20 protein-coding genes are annotated in these 21,054 nt (G+C 42.1%); 10 read left to right on the top strand and 10 right to left on the bottom strand.

The genetic code is table 11. From position 1 onward, the window contains the following. Positions 1–198: 198 nt before the first annotated feature. The 3 genes from Q0Q74_RS03025 to Q0Q74_RS03015 all read left to right on the top strand — a co-directional run bounded on the left by Q0Q74_RS03025 (position 199) and on the right by Q0Q74_RS03015 (position 5,180). Positions 199–1,911 carry a SulP family inorganic anion transporter gene (locus Q0Q74_RS03025; RefSeq protein ID WP_294428385.1) on the top strand — a complete coding sequence of 571 codons (1,713 nt, stop codon included), beginning with the start codon at positions 199–201 and terminating at the stop codon, positions 1,909–1,911. Positions 1,912–2,100: 189 nt separating this feature from the next. After that, positions 2,101–3,420, top strand: a complete 1,320-nt coding sequence (locus Q0Q74_RS03020) for a DUF1015 domain-containing protein (RefSeq protein WP_294428382.1) — start codon at positions 2,101–2,103, stop codon at positions 3,418–3,420. 104 nt (positions 3,421–3,524) lie between these two features. Further along, positions 3,525–5,180, top strand: coding sequence for an RNA polymerase sigma-54 factor (locus Q0Q74_RS03015; RefSeq protein WP_294428379.1), 1,656 nt, complete (start codon positions 3,525–3,527; stop codon positions 5,178–5,180). An 85-nt stretch (positions 5,181–5,265) separates the two neighbouring features. Here Q0Q74_RS03015 and Q0Q74_RS03010 read toward each other — a convergent pair whose 3' ends face one another. After that, on the bottom strand, positions 5,266–6,147 hold the full coding sequence (locus Q0Q74_RS03010; protein ID WP_294428377.1) for a PHP domain-containing protein: 882 nt from the start codon (positions 6,145–6,147) through the stop codon (positions 5,266–5,268). 88 nt (positions 6,148–6,235) lie between these two features. Here Q0Q74_RS03010 and Q0Q74_RS03005 point away from each other — a divergent pair, with 88 nt between their 5' ends. Then, positions 6,236–7,480, top strand: coding sequence for a cyclic nucleotide-binding domain-containing protein (locus Q0Q74_RS03005; RefSeq protein ID WP_294428376.1), 1,245 nt, complete (start codon positions 6,236–6,238; stop codon positions 7,478–7,480). A 31-nt stretch (positions 7,481–7,511) separates the two neighbouring features. Here the strand turns inward: Q0Q74_RS03005 and Q0Q74_RS03000 are convergent, their stop codons facing one another. Beyond that, complete coding sequence (locus Q0Q74_RS03000) at positions 7,512–8,231, bottom strand: hypothetical protein (protein ID WP_294428374.1); 720 nt, start codon at positions 8,229–8,231, stop codon at positions 7,512–7,514. Between the two features lie 23 nt (positions 8,232–8,254). Then, complete coding sequence (locus Q0Q74_RS02995; RefSeq protein WP_294428373.1) at positions 8,255–9,403, bottom strand: hypothetical protein; 1,149 nt, start codon at positions 9,401–9,403, stop codon at positions 8,255–8,257. 108 nt (positions 9,404–9,511) lie between these two features. Here Q0Q74_RS02995 and Q0Q74_RS02990 point away from each other — a divergent pair, with 108 nt between their 5' ends. From Q0Q74_RS02990 to Q0Q74_RS02975, 4 genes are all read left to right on the top strand, one after another. Continuing rightward, positions 9,512–9,697: a hypothetical protein gene (locus tag Q0Q74_RS02990; protein WP_294428371.1), complete on the top strand. Its 186-nt coding sequence runs from the start codon at positions 9,512–9,514 to the stop codon at positions 9,695–9,697. After that, a complete protein-coding gene (locus tag Q0Q74_RS02985) occupies positions 9,681–10,283 on the top strand; it encodes a hypothetical protein (protein ID WP_294428369.1) in 603 nt (200 codons plus the stop codon). Before Q0Q74_RS02990 ends, Q0Q74_RS02985 begins: the two co-directional genes overlap by 17 nt. A 382-nt stretch (positions 10,284–10,665) precedes the next feature. Next, entirely contained in the window at positions 10,666–11,079 is a 414-nt protein-coding gene (locus tag Q0Q74_RS02980; protein ID WP_294428367.1) for a hypothetical protein, read from the top strand. 54 nt (positions 11,080–11,133) lie between these two features. Beyond that, positions 11,134–11,436 (top strand): transposase, encoded by a 303-nt coding sequence (locus Q0Q74_RS02975; protein WP_294428366.1) that lies wholly within the window; start codon positions 11,134–11,136, stop codon positions 11,434–11,436. A gap of 279 nt (positions 11,437–11,715) precedes the next feature. Here Q0Q74_RS02975 and Q0Q74_RS02970 read toward each other — a convergent pair whose 3' ends face one another. The 5 genes from Q0Q74_RS02970 to Q0Q74_RS02950 all read right to left on the bottom strand — a co-directional run bounded on the left by Q0Q74_RS02970 (position 11,716) and on the right by Q0Q74_RS02950 (position 17,663). Continuing rightward, positions 11,716–12,312: a HEPN family nuclease gene (locus tag Q0Q74_RS02970; RefSeq protein ID WP_294428365.1), complete on the bottom strand. Its 597-nt coding sequence runs from the start codon at positions 12,310–12,312 to the stop codon at positions 11,716–11,718. Positions 12,313–12,365: 53 nt separating this feature from the next. After that, entirely contained in the window at positions 12,366–14,720 is a 2,355-nt protein-coding gene (locus Q0Q74_RS02965) for a CsgG/HfaB family protein (protein WP_294428364.1), read from the bottom strand. 66 nt (positions 14,721–14,786) lie between these two features. Further along, the gene (locus Q0Q74_RS02960; protein WP_294428362.1) at positions 14,787–15,674 is read right to left on the bottom strand and encodes a hypothetical protein; all 888 of its coding nucleotides are present in this window, start codon (positions 15,672–15,674) and stop codon (positions 14,787–14,789) included. A 107-nt stretch (positions 15,675–15,781) separates the two neighbouring features. Beyond that, positions 15,782–16,792 (bottom strand): hypothetical protein, encoded by a 1,011-nt coding sequence (locus tag Q0Q74_RS02955; RefSeq protein WP_294428360.1) that lies wholly within the window; start codon positions 16,790–16,792, stop codon positions 15,782–15,784. A 1-nt stretch (position 16,793) separates the two neighbouring features. Then, positions 16,794–17,663, bottom strand: a complete 870-nt coding sequence (locus Q0Q74_RS02950; protein ID WP_294428358.1) for a hypothetical protein — start codon at positions 17,661–17,663, stop codon at positions 16,794–16,796. Positions 17,664–18,027: 364 nt separating this feature from the next. On the opposite strand from Q0Q74_RS02950, the gene Q0Q74_RS02945 reads away from it, so the two are divergent. Further along, positions 18,028–18,345: a helix-turn-helix transcriptional regulator gene (locus tag Q0Q74_RS02945; RefSeq protein ID WP_294428356.1), complete on the top strand. Its 318-nt coding sequence runs from the start codon at positions 18,028–18,030 to the stop codon at positions 18,343–18,345. Between the two features lie 51 nt (positions 18,346–18,396). Here Q0Q74_RS02945 and rnhA read toward each other — a convergent pair whose 3' ends face one another. Both rnhA and purF read right to left on the bottom strand, forming a co-directional pair. Next, the gene (gene rnhA, locus Q0Q74_RS02940) at positions 18,397–18,891 is read right to left on the bottom strand and encodes a ribonuclease HI (RefSeq protein WP_294428354.1); all 495 of its coding nucleotides are present in this window, start codon (positions 18,889–18,891) and stop codon (positions 18,397–18,399) included. Between the two features lie 58 nt (positions 18,892–18,949). Then, on the bottom strand, positions 18,950–20,422 hold the full coding sequence (purF, locus tag Q0Q74_RS02935) for an amidophosphoribosyltransferase (RefSeq protein WP_294428352.1): 1,473 nt from the start codon (positions 20,420–20,422) through the stop codon (positions 18,950–18,952). A 209-nt stretch (positions 20,423–20,631) separates the two neighbouring features. Here purF and Q0Q74_RS02930 point away from each other — a divergent pair, with 209 nt between their 5' ends. After that, positions 20,632–21,036, top strand: a complete 405-nt coding sequence (locus Q0Q74_RS02930) for an Rrf2 family transcriptional regulator (protein WP_294428350.1) — start codon at positions 20,632–20,634, stop codon at positions 21,034–21,036. The last annotated feature ends 18 nt before the right edge of the window (positions 21,037–21,054 follow it).

Genomic DNA, 21,054 nt, shown 5'->3' with positions numbered 1-21,054 from the left:
AAAACCTCTTTTTTAGTATCCTATGATTATAAACCCACTTCCCAAATAACAAAAGTTTTTTTTTCATTTTTTTTGCATTTTTTTCTATGGCTTTCAGACCTGCAAATCGTCTTAAAAAGGTGCAAAATCTCCCCGATTTTTCCGCTTATTGCATAAAACCGTAAAAAACAGCATAATTTTCATAAGGAAATCAAGGAAATGTTCAAACCACAACTCATCAATTCACTCAAAGGCTATAATGGTAAGACCTTTGTCTCGGATTTAATCGCGGGAATCATCGTGGGCATCGTTGCCCTCCCTCTCGCCATCGCATTCGCCATCGCTTCGGGCGTAAACCCGGCGGCAGGCCTCTTTACTGCAATCATCGCGGGCTTCTGTATTTCAGCATTCGGCGGCTCAACAGTTCAGATTGGCGGACCTACAGGTGCATTTGCCGTCATCGTTTACGGAGTAGTCGCACAGTTCGGTCTTACAGGACTCGCTACCGCAACACTCATGGCAGGCATCCTTTTGATTCTGCTCGGAGTCTTCAAAATGGGCGGTCTTGTCAAGTTTATTCCATATACTATCGTCACAGGTTTTACAGCAGGAATCGCCGTTACAATCGCAGCCGGTCAAATCGGTGACTTCTTCGGTCTTTCACCAGACTTTTCTGTTCCAATGAAGATTCTCGGCGAAGAATATTCAAAAATGCCAGGAGATTTCCTTCCAAAAATCATCGTTTACATCAAATCAGCTTCGACAATCAATGTTTATTCATTCGTCATGGCTTCAATCTGTTTAGCCTTCATCTTCATCTGGTCACACTTCATCAAAAAGATTCCTGGAAGTTTTGTCGTACTCATTCTTGCGACCGTCGCATCAATCCTTCTCGAAAAATTCGCAGGTCTCAAAACAGACACAATCGGATTCTTTGCAAACGGAAAAGAGCACTTCGTTATCCCAACGACACTTCCTGCCCCACAGCTCCCGGATTTCTCACTCAATACAATCCGAATGCTCTTCCCAACGGCAATTTCAATCGCTGTCCTTGCCGCAGTCGAATCCCTTTTAAGTGCAGTCGTTGCTGACGGTATGACAGGAAGCAAGCACGACTCAAACACAGAGCTTATCGGTCAGGGAATCGCAAACATCGCATCTCCTCTCTTCGGCGGAATTCCTGCCACAGGAGCTATCGCACGAACGGCAACAAACATCAAGAACGGCGGACGAACACCAATCGCCGGAATCATCCACGCACTCACCCTTCTTCTCATCCTTCTCTTCTTTGGAAAATATGCTTCATACATCCCGATGGCAGCACTTGCCGCAGTTCTCATCAATGTTGCATGGAACATGGCAGGATTCCCGGCAATCCGCGCATTGATTAAAGGTCAGAAATCGGATACATCAGTATTCGCAGTCACCTTCCTCATCACCGTTTTCGTTGATTTGACAGTCGCAATCGAAGTTGGCCTCGGACTTGCCGCATTCTTCTTCATCAAGAAGATGATTGATTTGTCAGAAGTTCAGAACAAACGCGAAGCCCTCATTTCAGGAATCCACGCAACCGACATGCCTGAAGAAAAACTCGACTTGCCACAGGGTGCAATGGTCTACGAAATTGACGGTCCGCTCTTCTTTGGTACAGTCCGAAAATTCGAAGTCGCAGTCGAAAAAGCAGGCGTTGACTACAAAGTTTTGATTTTGCGAATGAGAAACACAATTTATCTCGATGCCGGCGGAATTCGAGCACTTGAACAGGCAAAAGCCGCATGTGACCGCCGAGGAATCACAATCGTTATCTCAGGAATCCACACCCAGCCGTACACCCTTCTCGAAAAAACCGGCATGGCAGAAAAACTCGGCCGCGAAAACATCTACGACCACATTTCAGGTGCCCTTGAGAGAACTCGGGAAATTTTGAAATAATAAACGGGTGTTCCCCTACGCTACGCTTCGGGTCGCTATGTCCGCCCTTCCGCTTACGCTCCATTCCTACGGAACGCCTGCGGCGGGGCTACCAGCGCTAACACTTTTTTGTACCCAACCAATTGAATCTCACCATTTTCAGCTTTTCGTGCGGTGACTTCCAACATTTTATGTGCTATAATCTTTCCCATGAAAAATTTTGCTGAATATGGCGTGCAGATTCCTGAAATTCTGCTCCCAAAAAATGTTGATTTAAAATCCTGGTCGGTGATTGCCTGTGACCAGTACACACAGGATAAAGAATATTGGAAAAAAGCTGCCGAAAGTGCTGGCTCAAATCCATCTACGCTGAATTTGATTTTCCCGGAAGTCTACTTGAATGAGCCGGACGAAGACTCGAGAATCAAAAAAATCCACGAGACAATGAAATCCTACCTTGACTCAGACATTTTCACTGCCAGCGAAGAATGTATTTACATTGAGCGAAAAACTGAATACGGAAGAACACGAAGAGGTCTTGTTGTTGCAGTTGATTTGGAAAAATACGAATGGAAGCCGGGTTCAAAAGCTTTAATTCGTGCAACCGAAGCAACTGTTCCAGAACGCATTCCTCCGCGAATGAAAATCCGTACAGGTGCATCGCTTGAACTTCCACACATCATGCTTCTTACAAATGATCCAAAAGATTTGCTCGTTGGCGGAGCGGCTTCTCTTGCAAAAAAAGGCAATCCTGTTTATGACGGCGATCTTATGTGCAATTCAGGCCACATCACTGGCTGGGCAGTCAAAGGCGAAGAAGCAGAAGACTTGCTTCAAAAAGCACTCTCAACTCTTGCAAAAGACGGCACTGATTCCGAAGGAAATTGCTTCCTCTTTGCAGTTGGAGACGGAAATCACTCGCTTGCCACCGCAAAAGCTGTCTGGGATGAGCATAAAAAATCGCTTTCTGGAGCAGAACTCGAATCTTCTCCTGTGCGATACGCCCTTGTCGAAATCGTCAATATTTATGATGAAGGTCTTACCTTCGAACCGATTCATCGCGTAATTTTCAATCAGGATGCCGGAAGTTTAATCTTGTTTATAGAAGAAAAACTTGAAGGCGAAATCAAATCATTCGATTCAGAAAAAGCACTTGAAGATTTCGTTAGTGACAAAAATGCAAAAGGCGCAAGATACGGATTCATCACTACAGTGGGCGGAAAAGAAAAGCTTTGTGCCCTGCAGACTGAAATCACGGATTTGGCGATTGCCGCACTTCAGCCGGTTCTTGACGAATATCTTGATGAACATTCAAAAGACAAAAAAAATGACATCGACTACATTCACGGAACAGAAGATGTTGTAAAACTCGGAAAACAAGAAAACGCACTTTCAATTCTGCTTCCTCCGATTGCAAAAGACTCTTTCTTTGCAACAATCAACGGTCGCGGCGTTCTTCCACGCAAATCGTTCAGCATGGGCGAAGCAAGTGAAAAGCGTTTCTATGTCGAGGCAAGAAGACTGTTCTAAATTCCACGGGAAATGCTGATTAAAACCATTCGTGCTTAATCAGCGTTTCCCAGACGCCTAAAACACAACTTTCAATTTTCCGCTTTCATTTGTATAATACTTTCATGCCAGATTTCCCGCAGATGTCGATGCAGCAGCGAACTTCTCAAAGCATGGCTCAAGTTCAATCACAAAGAATGAGTCAAGCGCAGATTATGTCGCTCAACCTGCTTTCAATGTCATCTGCTGATTTGCGGAACGAAATCTATTCTTTTGCAGAAAAGCATCCCGCCTTAGAAATAAAATCTGACTCTCTCGAATCGGGAGTTGCTTCATCACATACACAGATTGCAAATAATTCCCGTTTTTCAGACAACACGCATTACGGAACAGCTTCGGCGAACGGAAGTGCGGCAAGCGATAATTTTCAGGCGGCACTTGAAAGCAATGCCGACGAGCGGGAGCCTCTGACCGACCATCTTCTGCATCAGCTCAACTCCATGAACCTTTCAGAAGATGAAAAATCCCTGTGTGAAAAACTGATTTATAACCTCGACGAAAAAGGATTCCATATTCTAGCACCAATCTCATTTTTAAAACCCGATGAACCAAATCAAACAGGTGCTTTCCTTAAAAAATGCCTTTCAATTGTACAGAATCTTGATCCGGCCGGCTGCTGCACGAATAATTTTCTTGAAAGTCTTTCGGTTCAGGCCAAGATTTCCGGGCTTGCTCCGAATCTCGCACTTTTTTTACTAGAATCACAAGAACATTTCGCTTTTTTGAATCCGCCACAGCCGCAGAAAATTCAAAAAAAGATTACAGATTACATTGCCGCACAGAAAAAACTAAAATTCAATCCTGATGGTGAAATTCAGCTCTCAAAAGATGACATTACGATAGAAGAAATTGAACTTTCTCTGGATTTTATCCGAAGACTTGACCCTTATCCAGCGCGTAACTTTGGAACAGCACAGTCGCACTTTATAGCACCAGATGTTATCGTCACAAGAAATTCCGCATTAGCACAGCAAAATGATTTGGAAGAATCAGGTCATATTCAGCAGGATTCAAACGATGATGAAAGCCCTGAATTTACCGTCACCTTTGCACGCGAATTTCTTCCAAAACTTCAAATTTCAAAAGAATACACTTCTCTAATAAATTCCACTGAATTAATGGACGGCGATACAAGCGAGCAGGCTGAACGCAAAAAAGCAGAACTTAAATTCGCACGGAACAGCGTGAATGAAGCAAAAGTCTTTATCGAAAGCGTTTTATACCGTGAAAGCACGATTTTAAAAGCCGCACAGGAAATTGTTGCCGCACAAGCAGAATTTTTCCGCAAGGGAGCTAGATTTTTGGCTCCGCTCAGACAAAAAGACATCGCAGAAAAACTCGGTGTACACGAAGCAACAATCTCACGCATGGCAAATTCAAAATATCTTTCCTGCGAATGGGGAATTTTTCCAATCAGCTACTTTTTTACGAACGCAGTATCAAGCACAAAAACTTCTATAAAGGAAGAAAAGCAAGACTCAGCAGAAAATGGCACGGTTTCGGGCGAAACTTCATCTGCCAGCACGCAAAATGCACCAATTTCAAAAGAAAGCGTAAAATACGAAATCGCCGCAATTCTTGAAGAGCACAAAAACGACAAAAAAGCCCTTTCCGACCAGAAGATTTCAGACATTCTCGCCGCCAAAGGAATAAAAGTAGCCCGCCGCACCGTAGCCAAATACCGCACCGAGCTGAACATAAATTCAAGCTATGAGAGATAGGGGGCTTGGGGCACAGCCCCAGGAGAAGGGGTAGCGAAAAACGCGAAGCGGTTGGAGCGAGGGTAAGGCTTTCCCCGCCCAATTGCTAATTACACCATTCCGTTTCCCGATAATCAAAATCACCCAAATGCGGGGCGAGTTCTTCAAACCAGAAACGGTCGTCTATTTTTCGGTCGCCGCTGGTCTTTCCCAAATGACGGTCAGCACGCACGCCTTTGCCATGAAAATCGCTTCCAGCCGTGACAAACATTCCGAGTTTTTTGGCAAGTTCTTCTAATTTATAGCCTTCGTTGATTCTTGCGGCCGGATGCCATGCTTCAAGGCCTGCAACACCGTGATTTCTGATTTTTTCGATGGTTTCATCCATTTTGCCCCAGGAAACATAAAGTGAAAGCGGGTGCGCAAGAACGGGGATTCCGCCAGAACTTTTTATTGCTTCAACGGCCACATCCAAATCCGCTCCCTCATGATTAACATGATACGGTCTGCCCTTGCCTAAAAAGCGGTCAAATGCTTCCTGCACACGCTTTACCTTCCCGATTTTGACAAGATATGCTGCAAAATGCGGCCGTCCAAGCTGACTTTCGGAAAACATCGCCTCAATTTCTTCCAAAGTGACTTCAATGCCGTCCTTGTTCATTTTTTCAACGATTTCCTGATTTCGGCGGCGGCGGCTCTCTGTCAAATCAGCGGTCAAATCCCTTAATTCCTCTGAATATTTACGAAGTCCAAGCCCAAGAAGATGGAATTCACCTGTCGGCCAGCGGACATTCACTTCGATTCCCGGCACAAAAATCATTTCGGTTCCGCTTGCGGCACAGGTTTTTGCCGCTTCAGAAAGTCCATCAACTGTATCATGGTCGGTCAAAGCCCAGACTTTCAGATTTTTTTGTATTGCGTACTCTGCGGATTCTTTTGGAGAAAAAATTCCGTCCGAAGCAGATGAATGAGAATGTAGGTCTATCATGCAAAAAATAATAGCATAAAAATGAATCTTATGTTATACTAGTGCTGATATTTTATCTTTGATTTAAGAATCAGGAGCGCAAAACAAGATGCCTAAAGCGATTTCATATACAAAGGGTTCAATTATCTATTTTGAAGGCGATACTGATGACCGCGTTTTTATTCTTCAGAAAGGTCATGCAAACATCACTACTACAGATGTCGAAACCCGCGCGCAGATTTCAGAACAAATCAAACAGGGTGAGTTTTTTGGTGTAAAATCAGCAATCGGCCATTTTCCACGCGAAGAAACCGTCATGACGCTCGATGATGCCGTTTGTATTTCAATGACATCTCAGGAATTTGAAATGATGTTCAGCAACAACAAGCAGCTCATCATGAAGATGCTTCGAGTATTCTCAAATCAGTTGCGACAGATTCACAAAAAAACAGAATCCGTACTGAACAATAACGAAAGTTTCAACCAGATGGACGGCCTCTTTAGTGTTGCAAAAGCGTTCTACAATGACGAAGAATGGCAGAGTTGCGAAGATGTCTGCAAAACCTACCTCAAATTGTATCCATCTGAAGTCACCAATAAAGAACTCAAGGAAATGCTCCTTAAATCAAATGCCTATGTTAAAAAGGGCATCACAAGTTCCGAAACTTCTGATTTGTCCGCTACGGCTGCTCTCGGCTCTTCAATCAAAATGTTTGATCTTCCGGCATTCAAACGATTCCAGAAAGTTTACGAAAACGGTCAGGTCATCATCACTGAATTCGAGCGTGGCGAAACCTTCTATCTCATTCAGGACGGTGCCGTTCAGCTCACAAAATGCATCAATGAATCCAACAAGAATCTCGACATTCTAAAGCCCGGTGAATTCTTCGGCGAAATGGCAATTCTTGACAACACACCGCGCTCGGCAACCTGCGTTGCAAAAGGTCATGTTGAGTGTCTCGAATTCAACAAGGCAAACTTTGAAATGCTCATCACAGGCAATCCGCAGCTTGCACTCATTTTGCTCAAGATTTTCTGCAAACGAATCTACGATCAAAAGCGCAGACTCCGAATTCTCGTAATCTCAGATCCACAGGCTCGTCTGGCAGATGTCTTCTGTATGTTCAACGAAATGAACGGCAACACACCTGGTGCTGACCGAAGGCGAAAGTTCAATGTTACGGAATCAGACATCATTCACTGGTCAGGATTGCCACCAAGCGTAGTAAAAGACGAGTTAAAGCGTTTCGTAGCTTCGCACAAAATCGAAATGTTTGACAATTACATTCTTGTCAGCAACATTGCCGATATGCAGCGAATCGTTGAGACCCGCTCAGATTCAAAAAACAAGTAATTTCAAGCTCCCCGCTCATGGGGAGTTTTTTTTAACGATAATTGAGTTTTGCGGCAAGAGAAAAAATCATGCCGTCAACGCCATGTCCATTTGCAAGCGCGCCAATTGGAAGATAAGTGCGGAATTCAGCGCCAGCTTTCCAGGTTTCAGAAAGGATGTATGAATAAGAAAATGCGAATTCCGGGTACAGAAAATTCAAATCGCTGAAAAAAGTGCCATTTATGTCTGAAACATCATCGCCCGCAGAACTGCCTGTTTCACGGTTCAGCTCATCCGCATCGACTCCATTTGAAAGAAGTGCATGGCGAAATAAAAAGCCTAAGCCGCCCGCAACAGAAAGAAGATGCTTTTTGCCTTCATCAAGATTAAATGTGTATCCGCCGGTCAAATCAAGCATGAACGATAGAGCCGTTGCAGTGCGATTTTCGACTTCAGCTGGACGGGCATTTTCCCCATCCCAGAGATAATAATTCGTAAAAAAAGAAGCGTGTGTTTGTAAAAGCAGACCATTTACAAAAGAAAAATCACCGCCAATTCCAAGAGAATACATGACTGGGCTTGGAGCGGATTTTGTGGAAGAGTCCGTGTTGAGAAGAAGATTGGGACCTGCCGTAAAGAAAAGCGATTTATCGATTTGTGAAAAAAATGACACTGATTCCGCAGGTTCTTCTGATGGAACAGGCTCTTCCTGAGCAGAAAGAAATGAAAGAGAAAACAGAAAAATTGATGACAAAACGACAATCTTTCGCATAGGCTATTTTCTCATGCCCTATTTTACTTTGAATAGAACAATTTTTCCATATCGACGGTCAAAAATCCTGCACGACCGGTCTTGTAAAAGTCACTTTCTTCCCAGGCAACGATTAAATATTTTCCGCTGATTGCAAAAGCCTGATAAGAATAACGGCGAGGCAATTTGGGCAAGCGGAATGCAACGGTTTTTCCATTGTTGATAAGCGGGAAGCCGTCAACTGCACCTGCAAAATAAGTTGTGCCGTCACCAAAAACCGCACAAACCCAATTGTCTTTGATGATTGCGTTGGCCGCAGTTCCGTCATCGGTCAGGCCGTTTGAAAAATATCGCGGAGAAGAGCCGCCCGCATCACGGCAAGTGAGAACGAAACTGAAATTATTCGGAATCGATTTGAGAAGATTTTTAAGCCGCAACGGTGCCTTTGAAAAATCTTCCGGCGTGACCAAATTTCTGTAGCTGGATTCGGAAATTTCTGAAACTGAGATGCTGCCCGTGCTTTGTGCCGAAGAAAATGGCTGAACCGAAGCCAAATCCACGAGCGATTTCCACTTAATATAATGGAAGGTAACTTTATTGTTTTTTGTCGATTTGACAGAACTGAACCAGTCCGTACCGTCAAAAAATGTGCTTGTAACTTCGCCCGACTGTTCAATATTAAGTTCGCCATAAGTGACAACCGGGAAAAACATTTTCTGTTCAGGTGAAAGACGGATGATATGGCTCTGATTCGGATTTCCGCCATTCTTGTTGAAGAAAGAGTTTTTTACGAGCGTGAAATACGGAACATCGCTTTCAAAGACAAGATTTCCCGCAGTCGAATCTGAAAAAAGCTGGTAATCCTGTATTAAAAGCGGATTGTCGCTTGAATCGAAAGTAAGTGCTCCAAGATGATTTACAAGCATTATCGCCTTTCCGTCAGCGGCAACATTTCCGTCGCAAATTCTGATGCTTTCAGTCCATGGTTTTAGAGAATGAATCTGCGAGTGCTGAGGCAAGTCAATTTCAGCGAAGGAGTCATTTGAAAAATAGAACCATTTGTGGTCGCTGGATTTTTGTGCCATCTCAAGGTCGATTTTACGGTTTTTGTGCATGGAGACATTTTTTTTACCGCAGCCCGAAAGAAGCACGCACATTCCAAAAACAACAAGACAAAGTTTCGACAATTTCATAGAAATATTATCGGAAAGTGAGAATAGAAAGTTAAAAAAAGGAAAAAGGATTGTTTACTTGACGGCAGGAAACCGTTTTGTTATATTAAAACCGCAAGGAGGTGGAAAATGGCAACTTCAAGCCTTTCTAAAACATTTTATATCGACTCAAAAAAAGAAGCAAAGGCTTTCGTTTCTATGCTTGCAAATTCTTCTTCTAACGCAGCGTATAATTCAACTGTAAGAGCTAACCAGATTTCAAAAGAACGCATGGCAGCCATCATAAGCAAGAAACTGAATGGAAACAATCAATAACACTTATAATATTCAGCGTCTTGACGAAATTCTGAGCTATTCAGACGGCGAGCAGTTTTTTAATCTCTTAGCGGATTCATTTAGTTCGTTAAACGCTGATGTTGAATTCTTTCTGAAAAACAAAGCCGTTCAATCAACAAAACTCAGAACATCTGTCACTTACATCATCTCAAAGGATATTTCTGATTCAGAAATTGATTTTGCAGGGTATTTTACGCTTGCATCCAAAATTCTGAGAATTCCACAGGCTGGGCTTTCCAATTCGGAAAAGAAGACTTTAAAACTTTATTCGCATTTTGACGAAACGAATGACACTTATAACTGTCCTGCAATTCTTCTTGCTCAGTTCGGAAGAAATTTCAACCCAAATTCTCAAAGCATTACCGGCCAAGATTTGATGGAAATCACTTTGACACAGGTTAGATTCATACAAAGTTTGATTGGCGGAAGAACCGTTTTTCTTGAATGTGAAAACAAGACGAAATTGATTGACTTCTATCAAACGCACAATTTCAAGCTGCTTGATACACCCGCACACCTTTCAAAAAATAACAAGGAACTTTTTCAAATGTACAGAATTTTTTAATTAAAGGATTCGGTGTTAAAGACTGTGGCTACCTGCCTTACGGCAGGTAGGGAGTTACGCACTTCGCGCACGCTCATTCCTTCGCTCCGCTACGTTGGACTGCTTCGCTTCGGAACGCCTACGGCGGTGCTCCATACCCTTTATATGTTGTGTCTAGCCGAAATTAGAGGAATTTTATTCCAGATTTATAATTGTTATTGTAATATCATCACTTGTGTGTTGTGGAGCAATAATATCATTGTAAACTTTATCAACCAATACATTATACATTTCATCGGTGAATTCGTTTTCCTGCCTATGGGTTAAAGTATTTGTAAGTCTGCAGAGACGATTTATCGGCTCAAATAGAAATAAAACGAGAGACGACAGAAGCAAGACTTATATGGACATCACCCGAGCCTTGAAGATATCAAGAAATACAGTCGTCCTCTGGATTGAAAAATATAAAACAGGTGCAAACATCCAGAAGTGTCTTAAAGACGAGAAAGGACGTGGTCGTAAATATGAAATATTTGACGAAGAAATTGCATTCATAAAGAATACAGTCTGCAGAAAACCGATTGAATTTGGATATGCCGCAGAAGTGTGGTCACTGACAAAACTTACAGTGCATATAAACAAAACGGCAGAAGCAAACGGATTTCCAAGGCTTTCCACAGTATCTGTGTCCTATGTGCAGAAACTTCTGAGGTCACTTTCAATAAAACCGCACAAAATTGAGTATTATTGCGAAAAAAGAGATCCTGATTTTGAGGAGAAAAAGCAGAATGTCCTTGTTTTTTTACAGGGATGTTGAACTTGGAGCGACAAAAGAAGACGGAACAGTTGTACATATGCTTTCTAAATACTTTTGGACAATCTGAAGGTACATACATCAGAAAAGACAAAGAAATTTTTGAAGACAATGCCCGGACGTTTTGAGTTTGTGTTTATACCAAAACACGGTTCATGGCTGAATATGGTGGAGGGATTTTTCAGCAAAATGTCAAAACAGGTCTTGAAAGGTATTCGCGTAAAATCAAAAGAAGAAGTGAAAGAAAGAATTCTTAAATACTTTGAGGAAGAAAATTTACAACCGGTTGTATTTCATTGGAAATATAAGCTTGATGAAATCTCTCAAGACTTAAATCTGAAAATACAACCAGTTATTTGAAATTTAATATACTAGAGAAAGTCTTTACAAAGCACTTTATCCAGAAGGCAATCCTGCGTTTACATCCGTCTGGACTTTGTAAAATTTTCAATGCCATCGGCTACAAACTGATTCCAATGCCAATTACGAGTGCAATTTAACAGTTTTCTTCATTGTCTGGGGGCTACCGTGCCTCGCACGGTCGGCTGTTCCGCCCTTCCGCTTTCGCTTCATTCCGCCGCTTCCATACGGTCGCTCTGGAACGCCATCGGCGGGGCTACATAGCCTAGCCCTAGTGGATTAACAGTTCATTCCTCCTACAAGTTCAAGAAAATCCCAAATTTTGTGTTGATTTTTCTCTTTTGAAACCTTGAAAATAGTAGTAACAGTTGTCTTAAAATCATCAATTGAACCAGAAACAATGATTTCTTCAATGGATTTACCTTCGTCTGTCGGAAAAAATTTCACATCAGATTGATTTGTTTTTTGCTTTTTGTTTTTTCCTGATACAAGATTGCTTTGTGTCCAATGTCCAAGCCCATTACGAATAGAACGAACCAATTCTTCAAAATTAATCTCTCTTTCAGGCTCAACTGTAAATGAAATTTCATCGGCAAGATTTCCTTTCCTCAAGAACTCGTCTGCATTGCCACATTTTAACAAAGACGAGTTGTTTAATTTTGAAGGCATCATCAAAAGACCATAAAAGCAATTTATAAGCAATGTCATATCATAACATTCACTGTCTCTCTTATTAGCCTCCAAGTACGATATTACATGTTCATCATATTGGCGAATAATTTCTCGTGTTCTAACAATAAATTCCTTTGCGTAATTATTTTTCAATCTTTCTGTAATCACATTAACACCTCTGTTCTCAATTTTTTTTCTCTCCACGCCACGGCTCGACAAGCCGTATAGCGTGGATGAAAATCTAATTTTAAAAAGTATTACTCGCCCTTATACTCGTAGTTAATTTTTGCCTTTGTAAGAGGCTTATTATCTTTTCCGATTTTTATCGATTTCCACTGTTTTTTCGTACCTCTGTAGTTTACAGTTTCCAGAGAGTCGCAAACTTTAAACACTTCATTTCCAATTGAAGTTAAGCTTGCTGGTATTGTCACAGATTTTAAGGATTTAAAGATGAAGGAAAACTCGTCTCCAAGTTTATCAATACCTTCTGGGATAATAAAGTTCGTAACCGCTCCCAAATGACAAGAATCTATAGACTTATTCAACGCTGCAGCGTCAGCAATCTTTAACAATTCTGGATAGGTCATGGTTCCTAATACAGTAATTTCGTGTAAATTGTCCTCTGCTGTGATAGAAGCAATAAAGTCAGCCGCTTTTGAAGCCTCAATACCGCCATTTCGTTTGTATTCTTCAAGGACTTTCTGCCGCGCAACAGTCTCAGCTTTAGTTCTTTCTGGGTCATAATTGCAGATTATTTTAGCTTTAATAGGCTCGGTAATTTTTGATTTTACCAAAATATTTTTCCATTGGCTTTCCGTTCCCATGTAATTGATTGTTTTAACCCGGCCACTGTAAAGAATGTTTTTTAAACCTGCCGGAATTGTTATAGACTCAACAGAAAAGTTAAGAATTAATTTTTCTGTTGAGTAAGGAAGAATTAATTCTTTAATAACTCCGTAACGCTCTCGAAGCTTAAAATCAAAAACAAAAGAATCTAAGTTCATTTCACTTAAATCAAGTACAATATTTTTACGCCCATCATGACAAGCCCAAATTATTCTATCCATAATATGCTGATCAAGACTTCCTGCTATCTTAATCTTTCCATTATGCTTACCTGATTTTAAAATAGGAATGACTTCGTCAACTAACATTGAATCAGACGACTTAACATCCTTTTCAACTTTTGTCTTTCGACTTACTTCATCCGATAGAATTGATACAGGTCTTCCCTCTTCTTGAGTTACCGTTATATAAAGTTTATCAGTATCAGCATCGTTCACAGGAACGCTGTCAAATATGAGAGTAGCTTTTTCTCCGCTATAGCTATGAGAATTTACACCTCCGTAACTATTGTCACTCATAATACCAGGAGTTTTAAAATCAAGAGCATAACCATACCGATAGGTTCCCGTACAATATATTATGTAAAAGGAAATTTTCTTTGTAGCGATTTCTTTTTTTTTGCTATCAAGCAATGTTAAAACGAAGACATTTTCTTCATATCCTTTATCTTCCAAAGTGTAAAAGGAAGAACCCTTTATTTTTCTTGTTTTCACAGCCTTTTCAAGCCAATTGTCATCACCAATATCGGAACCGTAACTCCACGGGAAGCCATTAATTTTATCTCCCCAGTTCTTGCTTTGTTCAATTCCATGAAGTGTTGTTAAAAGTTCTCCTGCAATTTTTTCATTTTCACTTCCGTTAACTTGACTTAATACTGGAGTTGTTACAGAAAATGACATTGTTCCATTCTCATAATCCTGCGGAGTCAATTCAAGAGCCTTAATGTCAGTGAAATATTTCAATTCAAATTCCGGCGGATTTGCGGCAATCAACTCTGCGGCTTCACGAAGTAATTTATCCCAGTCATTACGCAATTTTATCAGATTCTTTGCATTTGCACCAAAATTTCCGCTTGCCACAACAGTTGTCATGTTTGCCATTCGACTTGTTGCCTCGCTAAGTTTTTTATCATTTTTTCGTGCCTGAATGTAATATGTCAGAGCCTCAATGTTGGAACCGCTCTGTTCCGCAACGATACCTTTTGCAACGCTTGCCTGTGCAGAAATATCCGAAGACATAACGCTTGCTTTCTGCGTAAGTTTTTTCTGAGCTTCTGAAGAAAGACTAATTCCAAAACCTTTCATCAAATCATAGGAAATCTGATTTGCAGCAGAGCCATCTTCCAAAGCGGATGGAAGACAGTTCGGAACAGTCGCACTCGCCTTTGTCTCGCCAGTTTCCGCATCCGTGATGCTGAACATTAATGCATAAGAACTTGATTTCACGGTAATGCTTCCAGTAACAATAAATTTTGCACTTGTCAATTTTCCTAGTTCAATCGCATTTTTTTCATCGTAAGCTGAACTTTCTGATAGTTTCTGCTCCGCTTTTACCATATCTACATTCTGCCTGTCCACGACTTTCATACCCGAATACTGCTGAAAGTTTGATGTAATCACACCTTGTATGAAGAGCGGAATCCAGTTATTGCCGTCACCAAGATTTACAGTCTTTGGAGCTGGCACAGCAATAGAGTTCGCTGTCTGTGCGAATGTAGCAAATGACAACAGTATTGTTGTTAGAATTGTTGTAATAAGTTTTTTCATTTTGAATTCTTCTCCCTATAATTTTTATTCGGGCTGATTTCAACACTCTCAATCAGCCCGTAGTTTTTACATCAAATAGCTCGCCAGCACCGCCGCTTCTTCTGCCGCTTTCTTTGTCGCCGCTTCCTGTGCGTCCATTTCCTTTGCTTTCAAGCCTGCTTTTGCAGTCTCCGCGTTGGCTTTTGCCGCATCTGCATTAGCCTTTGCCCGCTCGGCTTCAAGACGAGCCATCTGTGCCTTGTACAATGCTTCTTCCTCAGCCTGTTTTGCAGCTTCTTTTTTGTCCGAGTCTTCTTTCATCTCGCTGAACAGTGCACCAACTTTCTTCTGTGTCTCTGTCGTCAAATCCGCTCCGCCCATGATGTCCATGAGATACTTTTTACAGAGGGCATCCCAAGTTTCCTTGCTCATTGAGTACACAGTGTAATAAACAAACTGTTCGCTGGTCTGCTTCGTCTCGGCGTTGGTCGTACGGATTTTCTGGAAGAATCCTGTCTCTTCACGCAGGCCCGTCATGTCCGCTTTCGTCTCACTTGCTGCCACAAACAATGCTTCAAGCTGTCCGACATCGTTCAAGCCCTGACCAACACGACCGATTACTTTCTGATTCAATTCCGCCGCCTGTGTGTATGCAAAGCCAGCTCGCGAAAGTGCCTGTGCTGTGGCTTCGGTCTTTCCTGTCGCCATGCTGATTTTTACGACACGGCTTGCATCGACCTTCCACTGCTCCTTGAATGTGTCGCTGTTTCCACGCCTCATGTTCTTGAGCCAAGTCGGGGCAGAAACTTCGCCTAAAGCACGGTCAGTCCAGTCAACGACCACAACCTTGTCGATTTCGTCAGTCTTTGCTTCCGGGACTTTGTTTCTGGAATCCTCAACCTTTGTTGATCCGCATGAAGTGAGTGCGATTGCAAATGCCGCAAGCACGAATGTTGATTTGATTGTCTTTTTCATAGTTTTTTCCTCCAATATTTTTGACGCGGATGAACGCAGATGCCCGCAGATTACAAGATTTCCGTAATATCCGCGTTTATCAGCGAAAATCCGCGTCTAATTAATTGCTAATTTTTTTCTGAAAGCTCCGAGCTGATGATTTTTGAACTTTCTTCCGCGAGAATCGGGTAAGACTTTTTCTGTGCGTTTTCGAGCGTGTAGGCAAGCGTCTTTTTCCCGCTTTTGATTTGTGTTGCGTAGACAGTTTTTCCGCCCCTGCTTTCGATTTTTAAGTCCAGACTCGGCATGACAGAAATCGGGTCGTTTCCGCTTGAATTTGTTTCAACGGTCGCGACTGCCGTATAAAGTGATTCCTTCTGATTTTTTGCGATTTTAAATCCGTTTTTGGAGAGAGTCTGAGAAAGTGAAGATGAGATTATGTTTCCATAGTCTCCACTTACTGAAAGATAGACTGTGCATTTTTCTTTTTCAGCTGCAATCAATGCCGGGATTTCACTCACGCACTTTCTGTCATCGGAGTAAGCAGCTTCTTTCTTAGCGTTCAGTATTCGTGCGTATTCGAGTTTTTCAAGCAAGATTTTTCCGCTTTTCCAGGTCTTTCCGTAAAGTGAAGATTTTGTGAACGGGTCGCTTTCGTCATCGGCATTCTTTTTCATCGAGTAGAACTCGGCTTTCGCACTCTCAACAGTCGGCTGGTACTGGTTCCAAGCCTTTTCACGCTCAATAAACGCCAGGCAGTACCACTTGTTTTCCTTTTTGAAATAAAATGGGTCAGTCGTTTCCACGGCGAACAGCTCAACTTGCGACATGACATCGACATCGTTCACGACCGAAGTTGTCTCGCTAACATTCTCACCGCTCGTCACGCTCTGGATGCTTGTTTTCAATGAGGCGTTAACGCTAGTCTGAAAATACCGTGCGATTTGAGCGACAGCCTCAGTTCTTGCCGTTTCTTCCGCGTCTGCCCTTCCGCGTTGTGCGATATATTCCGTGTCGGGGTAGACAGTGCGCCAGTCGCTCATCCAAGCGGGAACCTGCCCGCCAGAAGTGCTTGCACATCCTGAACACAAAATCATCACAGTAAAAAAGGCAGGTACTAATCTGAAAATTTTATTCATATTACCATGCCCGTTTATAATTTGCTTTATCAAACCAAAGAGAATTTTCTGAATCCGAAAGATAAATCTTTGATTTTATTTTATCTCCAGGTTTAATTTCTGGTGTATTCTTATAAACAGCTGATGTAACATTAAGAACAATCACATCTTCTTCAAAATAATATGTGCCTGAAAACCTTCGTACTTTTTCCGGTTCAGAAATTCTTCCCGATGCTACTTTTACAATACCAGCTTTATCAGCATATATTTTGTCAGGTCCTATTACTAAACTCCATGCCTCGGCATAATAATCAAATGAAAAAGTTCCATCGTGATTAAAAAGTAATTTTGTTTTCCCTCCTGAATCTTTCCAGCAACCAACAACAGCTTCGCGAATGTGGGCAAGTTTTGCAAGATAAGCCTTCCGCTTCGCTTCTTTCATGGCCGCAACAATGCTATCGTGGATTTTCTCAACTTTTTCAGAATAAAGCTTATTCAAATCGTTTATGCAGTTACAGTACAAAGTGTTATTTCGCATGTAGCAGTTTTCACTGGATTCAAAAATTTGTTTAGACCATTCTTCCGTCTGTGATTTATACTTATTGAATTGACTTGTAGACATTGCAAAGTTCAAGTTTTCTATGCCAGATGTCGCTACTGTACCAGCGTTTGAAATATCTGTACATTTGGCTTCAAAATCTTGTCTTATATCTTCCAGGCGTTTTTCATAATCATCTTTGACTTTCTCAATATTTTTCAAGCCTTTTTCGTCATTTGAGCATCCATTTATATCAGCAACACTCTTATCAAAAGCAGCCTTGAACTCATCAGTAAAATCAATAGCATCATAACGTCGAGCCTCTTCCAGCCAAATTTTTTCGATTTTTGACATATAGTTGTTGAACCGCACTTGTGGAACAACAATTTTCGCCCCAACAAACACAAAAACAATTCCGCAGACTATAAAATTTGAAAAAGGTGCAATCGTCTTTAAAAACGGAACTTTGTCTGAATATTTTTCCGAGAATTTTTTGAAAGGCAATTTGTTCACCAAATTGCAAACCGACGATAAACAGTTTTTGATTTTTTCATTCATTTTCTGACCTCTTTAAGAATAGAATTTTTAGCAGCGTCTTCTGCTCTTGAAACGGTATCAATTTCATAAAATTGCCGTCATAAGCAAATTCGATGATAACATATTCCGTTATAAGTGTAAATCTTTTAAATAATTACTCTTAAAGCGGTATTTTATAGGCATGGGATTTAGGGAAAATCTAAAAGCAGAGTTAGAATATCAAGACATTCGCACGAAAGACCTTGCCGATAAAGCTGGGGTCCAAAAACGAACTATTGACCATTATCTGATGAATAATCCCCAGGAACCGAGCGTTACGAATGCTTTTAAAATAGCACAGGCTTTAAATGTTTCAGTTGAATATTTGATGACAGGAAGAGAAATACAAGGAAAACTTCCTCTTACAAAAGAACTTGTTGATTTTATAAACGGCTATCTCACGCTGAATTCAAAAAAACAGGCAGTCATAAAAGAGATGGTTGAAATTTTACATGAATAGAATAGAGGTGTTCGGAAAACTGAAGTTTCCGAACACCTCTAATGTCGCAAATCACGAATTTTTCAGCATGCTCATTTCATTCTGACACAGCTGGTCACATCGCTCATTATACTCTACACCTGCGTGACCTTTGACCCAGTTCCATTCCACATTGAGCGAAGAATTGAGTGCGTCGAGTTTTTGCCAGAGTTCCTGATTTAAGACGGGCTTTTTTGCCGCGGTGCGCCAGCCGTTTTTCTTCCAGTTGTGAATCCAGCTCGTGATTCCGTTTTTGACATACTGACTGTCGATGTTCACTAGAATCGGTCTGTTTCGAAAACGCTCTGTGTTGTAGATTGCAGTGAGGGCAGAAATGGCCGCCGTGAGTTCCATGCGGTTGTTCGTGGTGAGTTTTTCGCCGCCGCTCATTTCCCGTGCATCGCCGTCCGCAATTACGACACAGGCCCAGCCGCCGACTCCGGGATTGCCCCAGCATCCGCCGTCAGTATATACGATTATTTTTTCTCCAGTTGGAGTCATTTCGTCAAAAGAAAATGTGCCTTGCATGGAGAGAAGTATATCTTAAAAAGACTGATGATGTCGAGGTTCCGCAAAGATGCAGAATTTAATTTTCTGGGCATGCCATTGGGTATTCGCCCATAAAACAGCCCTTGCAGAATCCGTAGCTTTCGGGATTAACGCTCTTGCAGGCTTCCATCAATCCATCAGGTGAAAGGAATGCGAGCGAATCTGCACCAATCATCTTACGGATTTCTTCGGTGTCATGCTGTGCGGAAATGAGTTCATCGCGCGTAGGCGTGTTGATTCCGAAATAGCACGGGAATTTGACTGGTGGAGATGAGATTCTGAAATGAACTTCGGTCGCACCAGCGCGGCGCAAAATCTGTACGAGACGCTTTGATGTGGTGCCCCGGACGATTGAGTCGTCAATGATTATGACTCGTTTGCCTTTGACATCACAGGGAACTGCGTTCAATTTTACGAAGACCATGTTCTCGCGTTCCCGCTGAGTCGGAGCGATAAAAGTTCTTCCTATATACTTATTTTTGATGATTCCTGTAGCGTAAGGAATTCCGCTTTCTTTTGCATAGCCCATTGCGGCTCCCAAACCTGAATCAGGAACGCCGACAACGACATCGGCAGGAACTCCGCTTTCTTTTGCGAGCTGAGCACCCAGAGCATATCGTGCCTGCTGAACAGGGATTCCATCAATCACGCTGTCAGGGCGTGCAAAATAAACATATTCAAAGATACAAGTGCGTTTGCTTGTGCGTTCACCGAATTCAAAAGAAAGAACGCCGTCGTCATTGATGATTACGATTTCACCAGGATTGATGTCGCGAACAAAAGTGCCGTTCACTGCATCGATTGCACATGACTCACTTGCAAGAATCCAGCCTTTTTCGGTCTGACCAAGACACAATGGGCGGATTCCGTTGGGGTCTCTTGCACCAATCAGGCATTTGTCCGTCATGACGGCAAGTGCGAAACTGCCTTTAATCATCTGGATTGTATCAGTAAGCGCCCGTTCCAATCCCTTTTTATATGAACGAGCAATCAGCTTTACGATTACTTCTGTGTCGCTGGTTGATTGGAAAGTGCAGCCAGCGTCTTCAAGCATTTCACGAAGCTGTTCGTAATTGATTAACTGGCCGTTATGTGCCACGGCGATTGTGCCGAGTTTTGAAGTCTGAACCATCGGCTGTGCGTTTTCGATTGTGCAGCTTCCGGCGGTAGCATAGCGCACATGACCAACAGCCATGCGCCCTGTAAGGCTTTCTAGATGTTCTGTCTTAAAAACACTGGCGACATCACCCATGCCCTTGTGGACACGCATTTTGCCTTCAGCAGTTCCATCGCTGACGGCGATTCCCGCACTGTCCTGACCGCGATGCTGCAAGGCATACAAAGCGTAATAAACCTGCTGAACCGCGTTAAAGTGCTTTGCAGAATAAGGCTCCTGAACTTCCTTGCCATTTTCGTCAGTGGAAGTCTTTGCGTTCTGGAAAATACCTACCACACCACATTCATCACGGAGTTTATCTTCTTCCGGGCTAAATAAATCATTGTCGCACATATAAAGAAAATATCATAAAATCGTCTTATAAGCAATTACGGCGGAAAAGAAAATACGACGCGAATCAGTCTGGCAGGCTGTCTTTTCCATTGTCATTTAATCAAACCTTGTGTTATACTAGGTTGAAAGATTTTTACGGATGGTGTTCTTAAAGCGTTAGTCTCAAAGCGAGCGCATTTTTTGGGCACCTGCACTTTAACGAGGTTTTTATGATTGTTTCTACACGCGGGCGTTATGCCCTCCGGGTTTTGATTGATTTGGCGGAACATTCAGATGAAGCACGAATTCCGCTCAAAGATGTTGCAGAACGACAGGATATTTCACAAAAATACATCGAGTCGATTATGACTTTGCTCTCAAAAAACGGTTTTGTTGACGGTGTTCACGGTAAGGGCGGCGGATACAAGCTGAACAGAGCACCAGAAGATTACCATGTCGGTGAAATTCTGCGTCTCACCGAAGGCACTCTCGCGCCAGTTGCTTGTCTCGAAACAGGTGCTGAACTTTGCCCCAAAAAGGCAGAATGTCGCACAATCGGAATGTGGACAAAACTCGATGAACTGATTGAAGGCTATCTCGATTCCGTGACCATACGGGATTTGATGAAAAAATAGAAATTCATTATAATAGTC

Source organism: uncultured Treponema sp., from assembly GCF_946187725.1.
Taxonomy (GTDB): domain Bacteria; phylum Spirochaetota; class Spirochaetia; order Treponematales; family Treponemataceae; genus Treponema_D.
Note: the sequence above shows the minus strand (reverse complement) of the source record. Positions and strands in the feature narration are given on the sequence as shown.

Bases quoted from the DNA above. Each gene is read 5' to 3' on its own strand.
- Q0Q74_RS02945 (WP_294428356.1), top strand. From the start codon at position 18,028: ATGGGATTTAGGGAAAATCTAAAAGCAGAGTTAGAATATCAAGACATT.
- purF (WP_294428352.1), bottom strand. From the start codon at position 20,422: ATGTGCGACAATGATTTATTTAGCCCGGAAGAAGATAAACTCCGTGAT.
- Q0Q74_RS02950 (WP_294428358.1), bottom strand. From the start codon at position 17,663: ATGTCAAAAATCGAAAAAATTTGGCTGGAAGAGGCTCGACGTTATGAT.
- Q0Q74_RS02985 (WP_294428369.1), top strand. From the start codon at position 9,681: ATGGAAACAATCAATAACACTTATAATATTCAGCGTCTTGACGAAATT.
- Q0Q74_RS02955 (WP_294428360.1), bottom strand. From the start codon at position 16,792: ATGAATAAAATTTTCAGATTAGTACCTGCCTTTTTTACTGTGATGATT.
- Q0Q74_RS03000 (WP_294428374.1), bottom strand. From the start codon at position 8,231: ATGCGAAAGATTGTCGTTTTGTCATCAATTTTTCTGTTTTCTCTTTCA.
- Q0Q74_RS03005 (WP_294428376.1), top strand. From the start codon at position 6,236: ATGCCTAAAGCGATTTCATATACAAAGGGTTCAATTATCTATTTTGAA.
- Q0Q74_RS02980 (WP_294428367.1), top strand. From the start codon at position 10,666: ATGGACATCACCCGAGCCTTGAAGATATCAAGAAATACAGTCGTCCTC.
- Q0Q74_RS03010 (WP_294428377.1), bottom strand. From the start codon at position 6,147: ATGATAGACCTACATTCTCATTCATCTGCTTCGGACGGAATTTTTTCT.
- Q0Q74_RS02995 (WP_294428373.1), bottom strand. From the start codon at position 9,403: ATGAAATTGTCGAAACTTTGTCTTGTTGTTTTTGGAATGTGCGTGCTT.
- Q0Q74_RS02965 (WP_294428364.1), bottom strand. From the start codon at position 14,720: ATGAAAAAACTTATTACAACAATTCTAACAACAATACTGTTGTCATTT.
- Q0Q74_RS03025 (WP_294428385.1), top strand. From the start codon at position 199: ATGTTCAAACCACAACTCATCAATTCACTCAAAGGCTATAATGGTAAG.
- Q0Q74_RS03015 (WP_294428379.1), top strand. From the start codon at position 3,525: ATGCCAGATTTCCCGCAGATGTCGATGCAGCAGCGAACTTCTCAAAGC.
- rnhA (WP_294428354.1), bottom strand. From the start codon at position 18,891: ATGCAAGGCACATTTTCTTTTGACGAAATGACTCCAACTGGAGAAAAA.
- Q0Q74_RS02960 (WP_294428362.1), bottom strand. From the start codon at position 15,674: ATGAAAAAGACAATCAAATCAACATTCGTGCTTGCGGCATTTGCAATC.
- Q0Q74_RS02990 (WP_294428371.1), top strand. From the start codon at position 9,512: ATGGCAACTTCAAGCCTTTCTAAAACATTTTATATCGACTCAAAAAAA.
- Q0Q74_RS03020 (WP_294428382.1), top strand. From the start codon at position 2,101: ATGAAAAATTTTGCTGAATATGGCGTGCAGATTCCTGAAATTCTGCTC.
- Q0Q74_RS02930 (WP_294428350.1), top strand. From the start codon at position 20,632: ATGATTGTTTCTACACGCGGGCGTTATGCCCTCCGGGTTTTGATTGAT.